This is a genomic window from Salmonella sp. WC3 (assembly GCF_042932255.1).
Taxonomy (GTDB): Bacteria; Pseudomonadota; Gammaproteobacteria; order Enterobacterales; family Enterobacteriaceae; genus Salmonella; species Salmonella enterica.
Genome location: NZ_CP170629.1, coordinates 612,444 through 631,469, shown reverse-complemented (window position 1 = coordinate 631,469; position 19,026 = coordinate 612,444). Strand labels below are relative to the sequence as shown.

Genomic DNA, 19,026 nt, shown 5'->3' with positions numbered 1-19,026 from the left:
TGTAGAAATGCAATATAAAATAGCATTTTCCATAGAAAATGAAAAGATCGCCACCTGATACCTTAAGTTCGCAAATAATTATATAGCTATATATTAGTTTTCTTTTGAAATATTTTTCAGAATAATTTTTGATTTACACGCACATTTAATAAAAGGAAATTATCATGCTAAAAGTATTTAATCCCTCACCTGTCCAGGTGGGGAGCATTGAATGTTTACAATCAGCGCAAAACTGGCAGAGGAAATCCTTATCACTTCAGGGATTAAATTTACTGCAGTCCGTACTCATCAAGCTCACCACGGGTAAAATTTCAATTACGACATCGTCCGGGGAGTATATTACGGCATCAGGGCCAATGTTAATATTTTTAGCTAAAGATCAAACTATTCATATCACTATGGAAGAGACTCATGAACAGTTAAATTATAATTTAATTGAATTAGATTCAGCGTCAATAAAAAATGCTTATAATTTTTTTCTGTATGAACATGCAGACTTTTCGGCCCCATTAACAAAACCGACGACAAAACATCTGTTAGCGCCAATAGAAACAGGCGTAGCAAGAGTATTCAACCTTTTACACTCTTCAAATAAAAGCCAGAAATTATCCCAAGATAAAAAGGAATATTTAATAAGATTTCTACTTTCAGAGTTCATCTATGAACCTGAAGCATTTGCTCTCTTCAGAGAACTATCGCAAAATACATTAGCCGAAAACATCTATAATATTATTATAAGCGACATAAGTCGAAAATGGGCGCTCAAGGATATTTCTGACTCACTCTATATGAGTTGTTCCACATTAAAAAGGAAATTGAAACAAGAGCACACCTCATTCAGCGAAGTTTACCTTAATGCGCGAATGAATAAAGCGACAAAACTTCTACGCAATAGTGAATATAATATTACTCGAGTGGCTTATATGTGTGGTTATGATAGTGCTTCTTATTTTACATGCGTTTTTAAAAAACATTTCAAAACTACACCATCGGAATTTTTAGCGTTTTTATCTTCCTCTCGTCATCAATATGTTAATTGAGATATCTGACAATGCAGTATAAGAACAAAGCAAAACATATTAATATAAGAGATGGGATTCTGTTGCTCGCTAAAAAATTCGACCTAACATTGAGCGAAAAAAAGTTATTTATTACGTGGCAGCAGGATTATCTGTTAAAAGTTGCTCAAATTTATTAGATCGAAATATAAAAACGATTTCAACACAAAAGAGATCAGCCTATAAAAAAATGGATATTACTACTGATGTTGAATTAATCCATTTGATGCTGAATGAGTTTTACATATCAGTCGATATTACGTAATTTTTCCTAAAATGTTGGTAGAGTGGTAGGCAAGGCAACTCTGGATATCATCTTCAGAGATCGTTCCGCAAACGCTATGGATAATTCTTCGCTGTCTATCGGCTGGCTGACGATAGACTCTACACCGCCAGTACGTTCCATGGAGGATAATAGTGATATCGGCGCCGGAGGCGATAATATCACTAACATCAATACACCGACCTTTATCGGGTCGCTTAGAAGCTCACGCAACAATTAAGCTGACTATTGATACACAACCGTCCGCCGAACCAACGTTGGGATCGACTGTTAACAGTCTGGATAACACCGTCACCCTTAAGGGAGTCGTGGAGGCGCATCAGGATATTCAGGTGAAGGTCACGGTCAACGATACGGACTATACCGCCAGTGGAACATTTACAGGTACATCGCCGACGGAAACCCCGGTTAACAAGAGTTCCGGCGTAGATGAAATGATTTCACTTAGCGAGGCGACATGGCATTCGGTAAGTGTTGATGAAGAAAATCATGCCTGATAACTAAACATCACCCTGCGAGGCCTCTTCGGAGGCCTCCTGAAAAAAACAGAGTAATATTTATTGTCTGTTAATTATTACATGGAGAGTTAATTTATAAAAAAAAGCGGCAGACTACGCTGCCGCAAATATGAGGAGGACAATTACCGTTACGCTACACCACAAAGTAATCCGTTACTGAGGTAAGTAAAACATAAATATACCCAACAATGAATCAACGAATCAAGCAATCGTCAAATCATGGTATTAATAACCTTGTTCTGTTTTAGCATACTATGACAGTAAAAATAGATTTTAGTCATTCTGTATATCACACGAAAATTTATAAAACAGATTTGGTTCACTCACAATATACAAATTATTTTCATTATCCATGGCAATCCCTTCTGGTTGGGGGATATCGTCTCTGAGCCCTGACCACTCCGCCGTCAGGAACAATCGATCGCGCACCCGCCACTCGGAACTGACCTCCAGAATCATTTTTGACTCGTCCGACAACACCAGCAGCGAATCCGTTGGGGCATGGTATTCAAGTCCGGAGACATCGCTCACACTCGCAGTGATGGCAGAAGGCAACGCTCTGGTGATACCATTTTTGCTCATCTCTACTTCTTTGATCATAATGGGTTTTCTTTCTTTTGCGGCATATAATCTCTCATTTTTCGCATCCCATGCCGTACCTTCCAGCCCTTTATTTTTTGCTTTGTCATAGCCCTCAAGCTTCACCATGGAGATTATCTGCATGGCGCCGCGCTGAATATCCACCTGTGTTTTATAGACCGCTCCATCTTTCTCACTGCCTATCTGGAACTGGTTGCCCCCACTCCATGCAATAGACTCCGGGTCGTGGATACCCTGCAGCGGCATCCGCCCTACCAGCTGCCCTTCTGTCGTTAACCAGACCAGTTCAGGGGGATTATTAATAACGGCGAAAAGCATCCTGTCTTCGGCGGAGTAGGTCAAACCTGAAAGGTTACTCTTAACTCCTGCGACTGGTTTTTGCTGAATAACCGCTTTATAGCTACTCAGTGCTAGCGCCGAGGGTTTATCACCATATTTGAGGATCAGTTGATAAACATAGCGTATATCGTCCCTGACCATAAATAAAATCACGCCCAAGAGTACAACCACAATAACGCGTTTTAGTAATCTCATAAAAAATCCATAGCAGATCGCGTCACGACTGATGTCGTAACGCATTTCTTAAAAATAAAGCCGATGTCCGATAGAATCGTTATTCGGTTATGGCGAGCGCCATTAGCATAGGCAAAATGAAATAGTGAGGGTTATCACAAAAAGCCCGATTTTAATCACTAACGTACCCTTTTTGTAAATTGACATAATCAAGAGGAGGGTAGTTTCGGCTAATTATTTAAATAGTACGTCTGCAAATTCGCCCCTGTATGCAGGGCAAATGACAAAAAGTGATAATTAATGAGATGTAACACCGCAATTTGATCTGCTATTGCTGCTCCCACTTCTATTCAACCGGGCAGCAAAAAATTGAAACTCAACCTTATTACCGTCAGCCTGGCTACGCTCGTTGCCGCTGGCGCATTCCCGGCCCATGCCGGTCCTCAGGCGCATGTCGTGTGCGGCTATCACCACACGCTGGGCGATGACGCGATTATGATGTTTGGTAAAGCGAATCAGGCGATGTGGCATGACTTTTTTGGCAACACCCACACCGATGCGGTCTCTACCTACCAGACGTTGCGCGCGCAACCCGATACCACCTGTGATAATAAAGCCGACAGCTCCGCTTACTGGGCGCCGTCCATGAAATTACCTGATGGTGAAATCGTAAATCCGGCCTACCAAAAGACCTATTATCAATCCACAAATGTAGCGCAATATCCGCTCCATCCATTCCCGGCCGGGCTGGAGTTACTGGCCGGCGACCATCACGGTACTGGCCCCAGTACCGCAATCACCTTTTTATGTGCCAACGGCAAAGGTTACACCAACAAGGTAGGCGAAATATGCGGCCTGCGTAAAGCGGGCGATGCCGTCCAGTTTAATATCGGGATCGCTTTCCCCAACTGTTGGGATGGCGTCAACCTGAAACCAACCCATAGCCACAATAACGCTATCTATGCCGACCACGGGAAATGTTCCGCAGACTATCCGGTCAAAATCCCAACGGTGAATATGAACATCGCCTGGGTACTCCCGCAGATCTCCTCGCTGGATACGTCCAAAGTGGAATTGTCGATGGACCCGGTAATGCATGGCGAAACCCGGGAAGAGCGCTGGGGAAGTCTTTATACCGCCCATGCCGATTTTATGAATGGCTGGACGGAAGATGGCGCGCAGTTTATGACGGATCTGTGTATGAATCAGGGACTGGATTGCGGCACTACGGTTCCTTACGCCTACAGTAAAGCGGAAGAAAATACCTGGGTAAGCAGCGAAGACGACAAGCCTCATGCCAGCGTCGATACCTTGTACGTACAGGATGACTGGACAAATGGCGGACGCACGCAGCACCCGGAAACGCTCACGCTGGTAAAATTCAAGATCCCGCCCCTGCCTGCCAATATGGACGCTTCGCTATTCAAATACCGTATTCGCCTTTTTGGCGGCAAAACGGAAACGAACGGCGCCGATCAAATTTTCTTTTACCCGACCAGCAGTGACTGGCACGTCAGTACCGTGTCCTGGAACAATAAACCGGCGATCAACTACCGTTCCGATGCCGTGTTATATCTGGACCATTCACATGAGTATCGCATGGTTGATGTCGATAAAGCGGTGCGCAAAGCGCTGGCGGAAGGGAAAACGGAAATATCCTGGTATATCGGCGGCGACCGTCAGGGAAATCACTACGACTTCACGCCAGCGGACTCAAAACAGAGCCTGGTGCTGATGCTGACCGGTTTCAAAAAGACGCCGGAGCTGTAATAGTAAACTGTGCCCGCTGACGCAACAGCGGGCACGATGGCGGCACAAGCATTACGGCACGTCATCAGAACCTGACCAATACCTCAGAAAAACAACCGCTTATTCTCAGGCTGTAGCCCCTGTTGCTGCTGAACATCCTGCAGATAACAGGTCGCTACGACGGCAAGCCGGGCATAGAAGGCGCTAACGGTATTGCGTTGCAGCAATTCCAGATAGCGGAATCCCCAGGGCAGCAGATGCGCCTCCAGTAACCGGTTGGCCGCCACGTTGTCGCCTCGTGCCAGCAGATCGCTACAGGCTAATAGCATCAGGCCAAACTGATCTTCCGGCTCGCGTTCACGGTCAGTGAATACCATTCCCTGCGACTGTAAAAAAGCTCGATAATCGGCGGTGGTTTCCCCCATCAGCAAATTATCTTTTTCCAGATAGACCGATCCCCAGGGCGGGACGGGCATCTTTCCCTGGCCTTCAAACAACACAGAAAATTGCCATGTAAGCGCATCATCATCCGGTAGCGACCATGACGCACACAGTGATTCAATAGGTCCACGATCGCGCCAGGGGTAAAGCTCAGGCAACGTTGGCAAACAATCGAACAACGCTTTCACCTCCGGCCTCTCAGGGGAGTAGTAAAACAGTGCGCCGAGGATACGCGGCAAAACAGCACGGGAAGGCATAGCAATAGCTCCTGAAATATCTCGCCTGATGACGCTACGCTTATCAGGCTTACATGGCATAAACCGGGCAAAAAACTACATTGGCAGCGTCCACAGATTGTAAAACGCAATCCTACCCGCCAACTCCGCCGCGATAACCACCACTGCCGTCATGGCCAGCACCGCAGCGCTCGATTTCAGGCGTGCGCAGACCACCACCCCGACCACGCCCGCCGCCAGCAATATCGCCTGGGCGGTAAACCAGCTATGTTGCGCAGCGGTCAGAGCGCTATCGGCGCTCATCAGCGTCGCCATATAGCCCGGGCGCAGACAAAAGCTCACCAAAATCGCCAATACGCTGACCAGTAGCCCCAGACGGCGCACGCCAAACAATGCCGCCAACGCGCCGCCGCCAATCAACGGCGTCAATATCATCATTGCCGTGGTGTAAGATGAACGCCAGGTCGCCACCGTCGGCAGTTGGTAAATCTGCGGAACGGCGTATAAGAAGACTACTCCGACTATCGCCGCCAACCAGACCAACGCGTTACACAGCGGCGTCGCCCGGTTCAGCAACAAACCGAGCGCCCCCAGACCGCCGAGCGCCGCAAAAGCCGCCGACAAGACAATCTCGTTACTCATCGGCGAATGTCCGACGCGCAGCAGCATATTCAGCGCACGCAGCGGTTGCCCGACGTGGAAGGTGCCGACAATGACGCCAAGCCCAAACAGGCACATCACCGAGAACAGACCAATAGCCTTGCGCCGCGGCGCGACCAGCCCCATTGCGCCGCCAATCAGCAGCAGAATAAACGCGCCGACCGCGCTCTGGGTAAAGACCGTAAAAAAGACCAGCGGTAACTCATGCATGGCGCACCTCCCGAATGTTCATGATTGCGCCTTCCGTATCGCCCGTGGGTCTCGCTTTCGGATGCGGTTTAATAATGAGGTTAGGATGGGTGAACGACGCCGAAGGTAGCGGCGCGATTTGATTCTCCGTGCCATATTTTGCCCGTAATTCATCGACAGGGCCGAAATCCAGCGCTCGCTGCGGGCAAGAATCCACACAAATAGGGCGCAGATTGTTCTCCAGTCGGTCAAGACAACCGTCGCATTTACGCATCACGTTTGCTTGCGTATCAAACTGCGGCGCGCCGTAGGGGCAGCGCATTTCACAATAGCGACAGCCGACGCATACACTGTCATCCACCACGACCAGACCATCTTCTTTGCGTTTATGCATCGCCCCGGTCGGACAGCCGGAGACACATACCGGCTCATCGCAATGGTTACAAGCAATAGAGAGGTAGTAGGTAAAGGTGTCGTGATGCCAGCTTTCCCCCTCTTTCACCCAGCTTCCGCCGCCATATTCATAGACGCGGCGCAGTTTCGGACCGACATCCAGATCTTTATTATCCTTGCAGCTTACCTGGCAGGTTTTACAGCCTGAACAGCGCGAGGAGTCAACATAAAAGCCATACTGTTTCATCGTACATCACTCCTTAAGCGCGTTTAATTTCAACCAGATTGGTATGCTGCGGATTGCCTTTCGCCAGCGGCGAAGGGTGGTGGCTGGTCAGCGTATTAATACAGCCGCCGACATCAACGCCGTTGCCGTCAAGCCGCGTCCACGCGCCCTGCGGCATCGCCGCCACGCCGGGTAAAATGCGCTGGGTCACTTTACAGGGAAGCTCCACCACGCCGCGGTCATTGAATACATGCACCCGATCGCCGGACTTCAATTGGCGAGCGCTGGCGTCAATCGGGTTAATCCAGACTTCATCCGGCACCGCCTCATGCAGCATCAGCACATTGCTGTAGGTCGAGTGGGTATGCCCTTTGGTATGGAAGCCGCTTAACTGCAACGGATACTTCGCCGTCAGCGCTTTGTTAAGATGCGACTCTTTCGCCGGACAAAATTCCGGCAATGCGGGAATTCGCTCGCCTTCTGGCAACGTCCACGCTTGCGCCAGATCCGCCAGCGCCTGGGAGTAAATTTCAATTTTGCCCGACGGTGTGGAGAGTGGATTAGCCTCGGCGTCGGCGCGGAAATCGGCAAACGCAAGGCTCTGCTGCTCGGTAGCGATACGCTGGTCAATCACGCCCATCTCTTTCGCCACGCTCCACTCCGGCAGGTATGGACGTTTTTCACGGATCTGCTGATAGTGCATCTCCGCCCACTGCGCCTGAGTTCGGCCCTCGGTATATTGCTCGCGCAGTCCAAGATGCCCGGCGATATCCGCGCAGATGTCATACGTGCTGCGCACTTCCCACATCGGTTTAACGGTTTTCTGAATCGCAATCATATAGTTATGCGATCCCGCCGCATAGGAGCTGTCCACCAGGTCTTCCGCCTCAAGATAGCTGGTCTCCGGCAACAGCAGATCCGCATACATCGCGCTGGGCGTCATATGGTTTTCAATCACGATAATGGTTTCACACAGCGATTCATCCGCGAGAATTTGTCGGGTGCGGTTCGTTTCGCCGTGCTGATTCAGCAAGGTATTACCGGCCTGGTTGAAAAACAGCTTAATTCCGGTTTTTAGCCTGTCCGCGCCTTTCACACCCATTGTCGTCGCGGTCATTTTCTCCGGATGCTGAATGGCGTCCGTCCACAGATAGCAAGGAATAGAGGTTGTGATCGGATTCTTACCGACAGGCAACAATGGCACGCCATACGGCGTACCGTAAGGCCAGTTGCCATTGTTGGTGCCGGGCCGCCCAAAGTGGCCGGTTAACGCTGGCAGCGTCTGAATAGCACGCACGGTTTGTTCGCCGTTGGCATGACGCTGCGGCCCCCAGCCCTGGCAAATATAGCAGGCGCGCGCCGAGGCGATTTCGCGCGCCAGTTGGCGAATACGCGTTGCCGGAATACCGGTGATATCCGCCGCCCATTCCGGGGTTTTCGCGATACCGTCGTCGCCCGTGCCAAGAACATAATCTTTATAGCTGGCGTTACGCGCAGCCGTGTCCGGCAAGGTGCTACGGTCATAGCCGACGCAATAGCGGTTTACCAGCGCCTCGTCGAGAAGCTGTTCGGTAATCAGCGTATGCGCTATGCCGGCGACTAACGCAGCGTCCGTGGTTGGGCGAATCGGTAGCCATTCGGCGTGTTCGGTAATCACCGAATCGGTATAGCGCGGATCGATAATAATGACCCGGGCTTTCGAGGTCTCCAGCGCCCGGCGCAGCTCTTCAACCTGACCGCCGCCGGACATCCGCGTTTCTGAGAGATTCAGGCCAAATAGCACCACCAGATCGGAATGCGCGATCTGCGTAAAATGGCTACCGACATAATCACCGTGGGTATAAGGCGTGGCGGTGGCGATTTGCGCCGTGGAATAGGTGTTGTGATAATTTAAATAACCGCCGGTGAGATTTAGTAATCTTATCCAGGCGGGTCTGCCCTGCGTGTGATAATACGCGCCGGATTGATAATTATAATAAATAGCTTCCCGGCCATATTTTTCGCTAACGCGCGTTAATTCTGCCGCAATAAAGGCTGTGGCCTCATCCCATGAAATACGTTTAAATTTTCCTTCGCCGCGTTTTCCCACTCTTTTCATCGGATACTTAATGCGATCCGGGCTATAGACGCGCCAGCGACTGGAACGCCCGCGCAGGCAGGGACGAATCTGATGCTCGCCGAATACCGCGTCATCTTTCGCGTCTTCCGTTTCAATACGCACAATGCGATCATTTTTCACGATAACCTTAAGCGGGCATCGGCTGCCACAGTTGACCAGACAGGCGCTGTGCCTGACGGTTTCGCCGTTGGCATCCTTCGGTATCGGGGTATCCTGCGCCTGGGCAGTGGTAGCAAAAGGCAGCGTAATCGCCTGACTTAGCGTCACCGCCGCCCCTACTTTTGCGGTAGCGACAATAGCATCACGTCGGGTTATGGTTGTGTTCAGCCATTTTTTTATTTCCATTTTTTATTTCTCACATTGCTTCCATAATTATTAATAATATGTAATGAAAACTAATCATAATAGATTAAATATTAGCGCTGATTGATTGTGATCAAACGCATTCTGAACGTCAGTAAAAATAAAATGTGATACCGCATACGTTATTATAAAAATTAATGAAAAATTATTTTATGTAATTCTGATGAAAATAAATTACCCATCACGGTATCCGGCGATATTAATTAACGACATGACGTTTGCCAGTCGACATGAGCAGGTAGCGCCCCCTGCAAGGCAAGACGGGCTTTTCAACACTGGAGCAACATCGCCTATGCCTTTGAATTAGACGCCTCATCAGGGATAATAACCTTACGATTCGTCCGCTCAGGTCCACTATGAAACACTCCCTGCCATGCCGGGCGTTACGCAAACGCCCCATGAAACTCGGCACTACCGTCATTCTGATGGTCAGCGCCGTTTTGTTTTCGGTGCTCGTTGTGGTCCATCTGATCTATTTTTCGCAAATCAGCAGCATGACGCGCGACGCGCTGGCAGATAAAGCGCTGGCGGTGGCTCGCTCGCTGGCGGACTCTCCGGCAGTTCGCGAGGGGCTGAAAAAACCGCCTGCGGAAAGCGGCATTCAGACGCTCGCCGAAGCGGTGAGCCAGCATAATGGCTTTTTGTTTATTGTGGTGACCAACATGCAGGGCATCCGTTATTCGCACCCAGAAACGCAGCGAATCGGCCAACCGTTCAAAGGCGATGACATTCTGCTCGCGCTGCAGGGAAAGGAAAACGTTGCCATTAATCGCGGCTTTCTTGCCAAAGCGCTGCGCGTTTTCACACCGGTTTATGATGAACACCACCGGCAGATCGGCGTGGTAGCGATTGGCCTGGAACTCAGTCACGTTACGCAGCAGATCAACAATAGCCGCGGCAGTATTATCTGGTCCATTCTGTTCGGCGCTCTGGTGGGGTTATTAGGCACGTATGCGCTGGTCAAGGTGCTGAAACGTATCCTGTTTGGCCTCGAACCCTATGAGATCTCAACCCTGTTTGAACAACGCCAGGCAATGCTGCAGTCAATCAAAGAGGGCGTTATCGCCGTGGATGATAGCGGCGAAGTCACGTTGATTAACCATGCGGCGCAGGCGCTGCTCGATTATCGAAAAACGCAGGATGACGCCAGATTATCCACCCTGAGTCATGCCTGGTCACAGGTGGTGGACATTAGCGAAGTGTTGCGTGACGGTACGCCGCGCCGCGATGAAGAGATCATCGTCAAAGGCCGCCTGCTGCTGGTGAATACCGTTCCGGTGCGCAGCAACGGCGAAATTATCGGCGCGATATCCACCTTCAGGGATAAAACAGAAGTTCGCCAACTGATGCAGCGGTTGGACGGGATGGTGAACTACGCGGATGCGCTCCGTGAACGATCCCACGAATTCATGAACAAATTACATGTGATTCTGGGATTATTGCACCTGAAGAGTTATAAGCAGCTTGAAGCGTATATTATCAAGACGGCCAATAACTATCAGGAAGAGATCGGTTTGCTGCTAGGTAAAATAAAGTCGCCGATTATCGCTGGCTTTTTGCTCAGTAAGATTACTCGCGCCTCTGATTTCGGGCACAGCCTGGTGATAAGCAGCGACAGCCAGTTACCGGATAATAACAATGAAGATCAGGTTACGGTGCTGATTACGGCGCTGGGTAATTTGATTGAAAACGCTCTGGAAGCGTTGAGCCAGGAATCCGGCGGCGAAATCAGCGTCTCGTTACACTACCATCATGGCTGGCTGCATTGCGAAGTGAGCGATGACGGTCCGGGTATCGAACCTGAGCGCATCGAGGCGATTTTTGAAAAAGGCGTCTCGTCGAAAGGCGCCGAACGCGGCGTCGGTTTAGCGCTGGTTAAACAGCAGGTTGAAGCACTTGGCGGCGTAATTTCCGTGGAGTCCGAGCCTGGGATCTTCACACAATTTTTTGTACAGTTACCCTGGGATGGAAAAAGGACCAGCCTATGATCAATGTATTAATTGTCGATGACGATGCGATGGTCGCGGAGTTAAATCGCCGCTATGTCGCGCAAATCTCCGGTTTTCATTGTTGTGGAACCGCTTCGACGCTGGAAAAAGCGAAAGAGTTTATCTTCAACAGTGAAAATCACATTGACCTAATCCTGCTGGATATCTACATGCAGCAGGAAAACGGATTGGATCTGCTGCCTGTCCTGCACAGCGCAGGCTGCAAAAGCGACGTTATTGTCATTTCTTCTGCCGCTGACGCCGCCACCATTAAAGATTCGCTTCACTACGGCGTGGTGGATTATCTGATCAAGCCTTTTCAGGCCACGCGCTTTGAAGAAGCGTTGACCGGTTGGCTACGTAAGAAAACGGCGATGGAAAAACGCCAGTATTACGAACAGTCTGAGCTTGACCTGCTCATTCACGGTAATTCATCCAGCGAGCAGGAGCCTCGTCGGCTACCAAAAGGGCTGACGCAGCAAACGCTACGCACCTTATGCCAGTGGATTGATGCGCATCAGGAGCAGGAATTTTCTACCGACGAGTTGGCCAACGAAGTGAATATCTCGCGCGTCTCCTGCCGTAAATATCTCATCTGGCTGGTGAATTGCCATATCTTGTTTACCAGTATTCATTACGGCGTGACCGGCAGGCCGGTTTACCGCTACCGCGTTCAGCCGGAACATTACTCTTTACTGAAACAATATTGTCAGTAAGGATACCGCATAAAGCCGACGCGAAGCGTTATATCCTGGTAACATTTATTATAACAATGCCAATAAAAACGCTATCACATTAATAACAAACCTGGGAAATTGTGTCAGATCAAATATACTCAACCCAGGCCTGTTAACGTTATTTTCTATTATTACAGCGCTCTGCGCTGTTTTTAATTTCAAAACGCTAACAAAAGTTAATTAAGTATTATCCCATGCCGAGAGTGTGTATTTTTATTAAAAAAGGGATTTGTCCGGAATTTTCCTGACACTTAAATAAAATTATGTTTGTAGCAATGGAGCTTGTGCTACGCCTATGGACAATACGTATATTGGTGAGCAGATACGCGTCTCCACACGCCATACTAATAATTTAAAAAAATGGCGTGACAATGATCACATAAGTCACATTCTGTTCGCTTTATCTCGTGATTTACCTGATGGCGAGACACAAAAATTAAAGAATAAACGCCTGTTTTTAAAACAGACAAATCATAATTTACTGCTCTCGCTGACTCCACCTGCCCATCGCCAGAGGGTACTCCCCTCTGAACATCACTATCGCAAGAAAATAATTACTTAAAGCAACTCTGTAAAAAGCTTAATCGTTAATCGTCGCCACTGGCGCATTGAATATTCGCCATTTCCTGATGCTCATTCACACAAATCAGAAGATGGCTGTGATCCATTTATCAAAATTGACTGGGTTTATCGCGAGGATAAATAAAAATGTTATTTAGTATACAGCTTCTCATAATATTAATATGTCTGTTTTATGGCGCCCGAAAGGGCGGCATCGCGCTCGGGTTGTTGGGCGGTATCGGTTTGGTCATTCTGGTGTTTGTTTTCCATCTCCAGCCAGGTAAACCGCCCGTTGACGTAATGCTGGTCATTATCGCGGTAGTCGCCGCGTCGGCGACGTTGCAGGCATCAGGCGGGCTGGATGTGATGCTGCAGATTGCCGAAAAGCTGCTGCGTCGCAACCCCAAATACGTCTCTATTGTGGCGCCGTTCGTCACCTGTACCCTGACGATTCTGTGTGGGACAGGCCACGTGGTCTACACCATTTTGCCGATTATCTATGACGTGGCGATCAAGAATAATATCCGTCCGGAACGTCCAATGGCGGCCAGTTCTATCGGCGCGCAAATGGGTATCATCGCCAGTCCAGTTTCCGTCGCCGTTGTTTCTCTGGTAGCGATGCTGGGCAACGTGACATTTGACGGAAAACATCTGGAGTTCCTCGATCTGCTGTCGATCACCATCCCGTCTACCCTGCTCGGTATCCTGGCAATCGGTATTTTTAGTTGGTTCCGCGGTAAAGATCTGGATAAAGACGAAGCGTTTCAGAAATTTATTTCCGTACCGGAAAACCGTCAGTACGTGTACGGCGATACCGCGACGCTGCTGGATAAAAAACTGCCGAAAAGCAACTGGCTGGCGATGTGGATCTTCCTGGCGGCGATTGCCGTGGTCGCTCTCCTGGGCGCGGACTCCGACTTACGTCCAACCTTCGGCGGCAAACCGTTGTCGATGGTGCTGGTCATTCAGATGTTTATGCTGCTGACCGGGGCGCTCATTATCATCCTGACCAAAACCAATCCTGCGTCTATCTCAAAAAACGAAGTTTTTCGTTCCGGTATGATTGCGATTGTCGCGGTATACGGGATCGCCTGGATGGCGGAAACCATGTTCGGCGCGCATATGTCGGAAATTCAGGGCGTGCTGGGCGAAATGGTCAAAGAGTATCCGTGGGCCTATGCCATCGTTCTGCTGCTGGTCTCCAAGTTTGTTAACTCCCAGGCAGCGGCGCTGGCGGCGATTGTTCCCGTCGCGCTGGCTATCGGTGTCGATCCGGCGTATATCGTGGCCTCTGCGCCGGCATGTTATGGCTACTATATTCTGCCGACCTACCCAAGCGATCTGGCGGCGATTCAGTTTGACCGTTCCGGCACAACCCGTATTGGCCGCTTCGTCATTAACCACAGCTTCATTCTGCCGGGTTTGATTGGCGTGAGCGTCTCCTGCGTCTTTGGCTGGATCTTTGCCGCAATGTACGGATTCCTGTAATGGCCGCGCGCGCCGCCCGGTTATGCGCGGCGCGCGACTTAGAGCCTGGCCTATGAGGCTCTTAATACATTTTCTTACTATTAGGCTGGAAGCACATGTCGAAAAAAGAGTTTATCTATCAGGCGCCTTTCCCGATGGGAGAGGACAAAACAGAGTATTATCTGCTCACCTCCGATTATGTCAGCGTCAGTGAATTCAATGGAGAATCTATCCTCAACGTTGAGCCGCAGGCGTTAACGTTGCTGGCTCAGCAAGCCTTCCATGATGCGTCTTTTATGCTCCGTCCTGAACACCAGCAGCAAGTCGCCGCCATTCTCCATGACCCCGAAGCCAGCGAAAACGACAAATATGTGGCGTTGCAATTCCTGAGAAACTCCGAAATCGCCGCCAAAGGCGTTCTGCCGACCTGCCAGGATACCGGCACGGCGATTATCATGGGTAAAAAAGGCCAACGCGTATGGACGGGCGGCGGCGATGAAGCCGCGCTCTCCAAAGGCGTGTTTAATACCTATATCGAAGATAACCTGCGCTACTCGCAGAACGCGCCGCTGGATATGTACAAAGAGGTCAATACTGGCAGCAACCTGCCAGCGCAAATCGATCTCTATGCCGTCGATGGCGACGAGTACAAGTTCCTTTGCGTGGCGAAAGGCGGCGGTTCAGCAAACAAAACGTATCTCTATCAGGAGACCAAAGCGCTGCTCACCCCAGGCAAGCTGAAAAACTTCCTCGTTGAGAAAATGCGCACGCTGGGCACCGCAGCCTGTCCGCCATACCATATCGCCTTTGTCATTGGCGGCACCTCGGCGGAAAGCACGCTGAAAACCGTTAAGCTCGCCAGCACCCACTATTACGACGCGCTGCCGACGGAAGGTAACGAGCACGGCCAGGCATTCCGCGATCTCCACCTGGAACAGGAACTGCTGGAAGAAGCGCAAAAACTTGGCCTCGGCGCCCAGTTCGGCGGGAAATATTTCGCCCACGATATTCGCGTAATTCGCCTGCCGCGTCACGGCGCTTCCTGTCCGGTGGGGATGGGCGTCTCCTGCTCGGCAGACCGTAACATCAAAGCGAAAATCAACCGCGAAGGCATCTGGATCGAAAAACTGGAACACAATCCGGGCCAGTATATTCCGCCAGCGCTGCGTCAGGCGGGCGAAGGCGACGCGGTGAAAGTCGATCTCAACCGTCCGATGAAAGAGATCCTCGCCCAGCTATCGCAGTACCCGGTCTCGACTCGCCTGTCGCTGACGGGCACCATTATCGTAGGTCGCGATATCGCCCACGCGAAGCTAAAAGAGCGTATTGAATCCGGCGAAGACCTGCCGCAGTATATTAAAGACCATCCCATCTATTACGCAGGCCCGGCCAAAACCCCGGCAGGTTATCCATCTGGCTCATTAGGCCCCACCACCGCAGGCCGAATGGACTCTTATGTCGATCTACTGCAATCCCACGGCGGCAGTATGATCATGCTGGCGAAAGGCAACCGTAGCCAGCAGGTCACGGATGCCTGTAAAAAACATGGCGGCTTTTATTTGGGCAGTATCGGCGGCCCGGCGGCGGTACTGGCACAGCAGAGCATTAAGCATCTGGAGTGCGTCGAGTATCCGGAACTCGGCATGGAAGCTATCTGGAAAATTGAAGTAGAAGATTTCCCGGCCTTTATCCTGGTGGATGACAAAGGCAACGATTTCTTCCAGCAGATTGTCAGCAAACAGTGCGCTAACTGCGCGAAATAACCTGGCAGGCCCGGTGTTCTCCCGGGCCGCGTTATCGGTTAATTGCCGGATGGCGCTACGCTTATCCGGCTTATCCGGCCTGCACGAGAGACCATGCTCACGCTTTTACATCGCTGGTCGCTACCACAGAAATCGCCAGGCTATCCGGCTGTTCGACGAATGGCGGCGTTTTCCGGTATTTATCCAGCAGGTAGATCTGAATCTTGCGCAGCATATCGCCGTTCAAACGGTAGTAGCGGAAGTAGAGAACCAGCGTCATCATGAAAAACAGTACCGGCAGGACAATCATAATAAACTGCATCCCCTGCAGGGTTTGCGCAGACTGCGCCACGTTCGGCGTGTAGCCAATCAGCCCCAGCACCAGAGCGATAAAGAACGCCGCAAACGCCGAGCCGCCCTTCACAACCATCGTCTGTACGGAATAAGCGATACTCTCGCAGCGAATATTGAGCTTAAATTCCCCATAATCGACCGTATCCGCCACCATGATCACCTGAAGTACCCAAAAGAGCGCGGTCCCGATATTCAGGAAAATACCCGCCGCCACGATTAAAGCGGCATTATGGGCATCCGCCAACGCCAGCGCGAAGAGCCCTGCGCAACTCAGAACGGGCATCACGGAGGCGCCCGCCCACAATATCCGTCGCGATAACATTTTCACCAGCCGGGGGAAAACAATCAGCGTCAGCAGATTCGCCGCGCCGGCGTAAGAAAGGTAATAGGGAAAAAGATCGGCATCGCCAATCACATAGGTGAAGTAGTAGATCGCAAAGCCATTGATAATATTGGAGGCAATGTTATACGCCAGCGCCATTCCCAACAGGCAAGAGAGCTGATCGTTTTTGTATATCAATCCAACGATCGTTTTTAACGTCAGATGTGGGCGGCCTGCCGTTACACCGTTGTCGGAGGAGTACACCTCATGGACGTTGCGTAATGTCACGATAGTCGAGGCGATAAAGAACGCAATCAGTACCAGCGTAAACATCTGAAAGCCGAACCCACGATCCGCCCCGCCAACATAGTTCACAAACGGCAGCGTTATACCGGCAGTGACGAAGCCAGCCAGACTGGCGAAGAAACGCGGGAACGGCACCAGTTGTTCGCGTTCTCGCTTATCAAGCGTAATGGTCGGCACCAGCGACCAAAATGGGATATCCATAATGGTATACGTCATGCCCCACAGGATGTAGGTTACGCAGACAAATACAACCTGCGCGGTTCCCTCAAAAAGATGAGCGCTGAACAGCAGGAAAAGCACCAGCGAATTGGTTAAGGTGCCGATCAATATCCACGGCTTAAATTTCCCCCACCGCGAACGCGTGGCGTTGACAATCCAGCCCATGATGGGATCGTTTATCGCATCCCAGATTCGCGCGACCAGAAAGAGGGTGCCGACGAGGCCGACCGAGAGTCCCACCACATCGGTGTAGTAATACATCAGGTACATATACACAATGCCGATGGCGAAATCCTTACCAAACGCACCGAACCCGTAACTCAGCTTTGTTGTCAGAGAGATGCTCATAGGGTACCGGGTCGCTGTTACCAGCGCCCGCCTTCTGTTAGTAGAGGTTAAACGCCGGATCTGCCGTCCAGCGCGGCTGGAGATTAACGGCGTAACCAGGCCGGAAGCCAGTCGCCATGCGCGGCGATCAGATCGTCAACCAACGCATAGATTTCTTCGATACCCAGCACCGCTGCGGTATGAGGGTCCATCATCGCCGCGTGATACACGCGATCGCGGTTTTCCGTGAGGATGGCTTCGGTCAACAGCGTTTGCACGTTGATGTTGGTCTGCATCATCGCCGCCAGATGGGAAGGGATCGTCCCCACCTTCGTCGGTTGAATGCCGTTGGCATCCACCAGACAAGCCACTTCCACGCAGCTTCCCTGCGGCAGGTTATCAATCAGCCCCTCGTTACGCACATTGCCGTAAATCACGCTCGGCTCGCCGGTCCACAGAGCGTTCATAATGGTGCTGGCGTACTCGCGGGACGGTTTGATGTCGATACGCTCGGCGGTTTTATACTCCTCCAGTTCTTTATGCCAGTTCGCCAGTTGTTCTACGCAGCGTTTCGGATATTCATCCAGCGGCACCTTGTAGCGCGCAATCAGATCCTCGCGTCCCGGTTTAATAAACCACGGCGTGTACTCGGCAAAATGCTCTGATGACTCAGTGACGAAGTAGCCCAACTTTTTGAACATCTCATAGCGCACGATGTTCTGGCAGCGTTCATTGCCGTGAATATTGGGCTTCGGCGCCTGTCCGGCGTCATAGGCCGCCAGCAATTCAGGATAGAGATTGACATAAGTCCCGTCAGCCGTTTTGCGCTCCAGTTCGAGGTAAAACGCCATGTGGTTAATGCCGGCGCAGCGGTAGCGCAGCGAGGTGGGATCGATATTCAGGTCGCGCGCCAGTTCTTCCGCCGTTCCCTGTACCGAATGGCACAGGCCGACCTATTTGATATGCGGATAACGGGCATACATCGCCCAGGTATTCATCGCCATCGGGTTGACGTAATTGAGCATGGTGGCCTTCGGACAGACTTCCGTCATGTCTTCGCAAATCCGCCACAGATGCGGGATGGTCCGCAGCGCGCGCATGATGCCGCCCGGCCCCAGCGTATCGGCGATCGTCTGTTCCAGGCCATGACGCTTACAAACCTCAAAATCGGTCACGGTGCAGGGTTCATAGCCGCCAATCTGAAAGGCGACCACCACGAAATCCGCATCCTGTAGCGCCGCTTTCTGGTTGGTATGGCAGGTAATCCGGCCAGAAGCGCCCGCTGAGTCCATCAGTTTCCGTACCACAATGTGCGACTCTTCCAGCCGGGTTTCGTCAATATCCATCAGGGCGACATGCGCTGACTTTAGCGCCTCGCGGTGAAACACATCGCCGAGGATATTTTTGACGAAAATCGTAGAACCTGCGCCGATAAAGGTAATTTTGGGTGCCGTCATCATGACTCTCCAGAACAGTAGTGAACACCTTCATGGTGGCACGCGTTCCCGGTGAAAACCTCCGTCTTCCCCGATGAGCATTCCCGAAAACTCAGATCGTATGCTGGCGCGCGGGAGATCTGAGTTTTTGGGACAAAATGGCGTAAAAAGCAGAGTATTCGGCCTGATAGTCAGGCTACGCTCTACAATATCGACGGA

General features: G+C 50.8%; 15 protein-coding genes and 2 pseudogenes. 10 read left to right on the top strand and 7 right to left on the bottom strand.

The genetic code is table 11. The annotated features are described in order from the left end of the window. The first annotated feature begins 164 nt into the window (after positions 1-164). The 4 genes and pseudogenes from ACFK9X_RS02920 (at position 165) to ACFK9X_RS02905 (ending at position 1,838) form a co-directional block, all read left to right on the top strand. Positions 165-1,040, top strand: a complete 876-nt coding sequence (locus ACFK9X_RS02920) for an AraC family transcriptional regulator (RefSeq protein ID WP_000921674.1) — start codon at positions 165-167, stop codon at positions 1,038-1,040. Further along, positions 1,037-1,323 (top strand): annotated as a pseudogene (gene rtsB / locus ACFK9X_RS02915) (transcriptional regulator RtsB). The gene ACFK9X_RS02920 and the pseudogene rtsB overlap by 4 nt, the downstream one beginning before the upstream one ends. A gap of 22 nt (positions 1,324-1,345) precedes the next feature. Further along, positions 1,346-1,561, top strand: a complete 216-nt coding sequence (locus tag ACFK9X_RS02910; protein WP_001595136.1) for a hypothetical protein — start codon at positions 1,346-1,348, stop codon at positions 1,559-1,561. Positions 1,562-1,568: 7 nt separating this feature from the next. After that, positions 1,569-1,838 carry a hypothetical protein gene (locus ACFK9X_RS02905; protein ID WP_077906657.1) on the top strand — a complete coding sequence of 90 codons (270 nt, stop codon included), beginning with the start codon at positions 1,569-1,571 and terminating at the stop codon, positions 1,836-1,838. Positions 1,839-2,132: 294 nt separating this feature from the next. Here the strand turns inward: ACFK9X_RS02905 and ACFK9X_RS02900 are convergent, their stop codons facing one another. Continuing rightward, positions 2,133-3,038, bottom strand: a complete 906-nt coding sequence (locus ACFK9X_RS02900; RefSeq protein WP_001268195.1) for an SdiA-regulated domain-containing protein — start codon at positions 3,036-3,038, stop codon at positions 2,133-2,135. A 303-nt stretch (positions 3,039-3,341) separates the two neighbouring features. Here ACFK9X_RS02900 and ACFK9X_RS02895 point away from each other — a divergent pair, with 303 nt between their 5' ends. Continuing rightward, positions 3,342-4,742: a DUF1996 domain-containing protein gene (locus ACFK9X_RS02895; RefSeq protein ID WP_023227456.1), complete on the top strand. Its 1,401-nt coding sequence runs from the start codon at positions 3,342-3,344 to the stop codon at positions 4,740-4,742. Between the two features lie 83 nt (positions 4,743-4,825). Here the strand turns inward: ACFK9X_RS02895 and ACFK9X_RS02890 are convergent, their stop codons facing one another. From ACFK9X_RS02890 to ACFK9X_RS02875, 4 genes are all read right to left on the bottom strand, one after another. Next, complete coding sequence (locus ACFK9X_RS02890) at positions 4,826-5,419, bottom strand: molecular chaperone (protein ID WP_001524257.1); 594 nt, start codon at positions 5,417-5,419, stop codon at positions 4,826-4,828. Between the two features lie 75 nt (positions 5,420-5,494). Continuing rightward, positions 5,495-6,268 carry a DmsC/YnfH family molybdoenzyme membrane anchor subunit gene (locus ACFK9X_RS02885; RefSeq protein ID WP_000544929.1) on the bottom strand — a complete coding sequence of 258 codons (774 nt, stop codon included), beginning with the start codon at positions 6,266-6,268 and terminating at the stop codon, positions 5,495-5,497. Further along, on the bottom strand, positions 6,261-6,887 hold the full coding sequence (locus tag ACFK9X_RS02880) for a DMSO/selenate family reductase complex B subunit (RefSeq protein ID WP_000816143.1): 627 nt from the start codon (positions 6,885-6,887) through the stop codon (positions 6,261-6,263). Before ACFK9X_RS02880 ends, ACFK9X_RS02885 begins: the two co-directional genes overlap by 8 nt. Before the next feature lie 13 nt (positions 6,888-6,900). Continuing rightward, on the bottom strand, positions 6,901-9,330 hold the full coding sequence (locus tag ACFK9X_RS02875; RefSeq protein ID WP_151115473.1) for a DMSO/selenate family reductase complex A subunit: 2,430 nt from the start codon (positions 9,328-9,330) through the stop codon (positions 6,901-6,903). Positions 9,331-9,704: 374 nt separating this feature from the next. Between ACFK9X_RS02875 and ACFK9X_RS02870 the strand changes: the two genes are divergently transcribed. The 5 genes from ACFK9X_RS02870 to fumA all read left to right on the top strand — a co-directional run bounded on the left by ACFK9X_RS02870 (position 9,705) and on the right by fumA (position 15,864). Further along, positions 9,705-11,336 carry a sensor histidine kinase gene (locus ACFK9X_RS02870; protein ID WP_151115471.1) on the top strand — a complete coding sequence of 544 codons (1,632 nt, stop codon included), beginning with the start codon at positions 9,705-9,707 and terminating at the stop codon, positions 11,334-11,336. Continuing rightward, complete coding sequence (gene dcuR / locus ACFK9X_RS02865; protein ID WP_000611307.1) at positions 11,333-12,052, top strand: two-component system response regulator DcuR; 720 nt, start codon at positions 11,333-11,335, stop codon at positions 12,050-12,052. The genes ACFK9X_RS02870 and dcuR overlap by 4 nt, the downstream gene beginning before the upstream one ends. A 316-nt stretch (positions 12,053-12,368) precedes the next feature. Next, on the top strand, positions 12,369-12,635 hold the full coding sequence (locus tag ACFK9X_RS02860) for a hypothetical protein (protein ID WP_012512896.1): 267 nt from the start codon (positions 12,369-12,371) through the stop codon (positions 12,633-12,635). Between the two features lie 146 nt (positions 12,636-12,781). After that, positions 12,782-14,122, top strand: coding sequence for an anaerobic C4-dicarboxylate transporter DcuB (gene dcuB / locus ACFK9X_RS02855; protein WP_000899149.1), 1,341 nt, complete (start codon positions 12,782-12,784; stop codon positions 14,120-14,122). A 95-nt stretch (positions 14,123-14,217) separates the two neighbouring features. Next, entirely contained in the window at positions 14,218-15,864 is a 1,647-nt protein-coding gene (gene fumA / locus ACFK9X_RS02850; protein WP_000037202.1) for a class I fumarate hydratase FumA, read from the top strand. Positions 15,865-15,961: 97 nt separating this feature from the next. Here fumA and melB read toward each other — a convergent pair whose 3' ends face one another. Further along, positions 15,962-17,392 (bottom strand): melibiose:sodium transporter MelB, encoded by a 1,431-nt coding sequence (melB, locus tag ACFK9X_RS02845; RefSeq protein ID WP_086813607.1) that lies wholly within the window; start codon positions 17,390-17,392, stop codon positions 15,962-15,964. An 83-nt stretch (positions 17,393-17,475) separates the two neighbouring features. Further along, positions 17,476-18,831, bottom strand: a pseudogene (melA, locus tag ACFK9X_RS02840) (alpha-galactosidase). Positions 18,832-19,026 lie beyond the last annotated feature (195 nt).

Bases quoted from the DNA above. Each gene is read 5' to 3' on its own strand.
- ACFK9X_RS02920 (WP_000921674.1), top strand. From the start codon at position 165: ATGCTAAAAGTATTTAATCCCTCACCTGTCCAGGTGGGGAGCATTGAA.
- ACFK9X_RS02880 (WP_000816143.1), bottom strand. From the start codon at position 6,887: ATGAAACAGTATGGCTTTTATGTTGACTCCTCGCGCTGTTCAGGCTGT.
- ACFK9X_RS02890 (WP_001524257.1), bottom strand. From the start codon at position 5,419: ATGCCTTCCCGTGCTGTTTTGCCGCGTATCCTCGGCGCACTGTTTTAC.
- ACFK9X_RS02885 (WP_000544929.1), bottom strand. From the start codon at position 6,268: ATGCATGAGTTACCGCTGGTCTTTTTTACGGTCTTTACCCAGAGCGCG.
- dcuB (WP_000899149.1), top strand. From the start codon at position 12,782: ATGTTATTTAGTATACAGCTTCTCATAATATTAATATGTCTGTTTTAT.
- ACFK9X_RS02875 (WP_151115473.1), bottom strand. From the start codon at position 9,330: ATGGAAATAAAAAAATGGCTGAACACAACCATAACCCGACGTGATGCT.
- ACFK9X_RS02870 (WP_151115471.1), top strand. From the start codon at position 9,705: ATGAAACACTCCCTGCCATGCCGGGCGTTACGCAAACGCCCCATGAAA.
- melB (WP_086813607.1), bottom strand. From the start codon at position 17,392: ATGAGCATCTCTCTGACAACAAAGCTGAGTTACGGGTTCGGTGCGTTT.
- ACFK9X_RS02860 (WP_012512896.1), top strand. From the start codon at position 12,369: ATGGACAATACGTATATTGGTGAGCAGATACGCGTCTCCACACGCCAT.
- ACFK9X_RS02900 (WP_001268195.1), bottom strand. From the start codon at position 3,038: ATGCGTTACGACATCAGTCGTGACGCGATCTGCTATGGATTTTTTATG.
- fumA (WP_000037202.1), top strand. From the start codon at position 14,218: ATGTCGAAAAAAGAGTTTATCTATCAGGCGCCTTTCCCGATGGGAGAG.
- dcuR (WP_000611307.1), top strand. From the start codon at position 11,333: ATGATCAATGTATTAATTGTCGATGACGATGCGATGGTCGCGGAGTTA.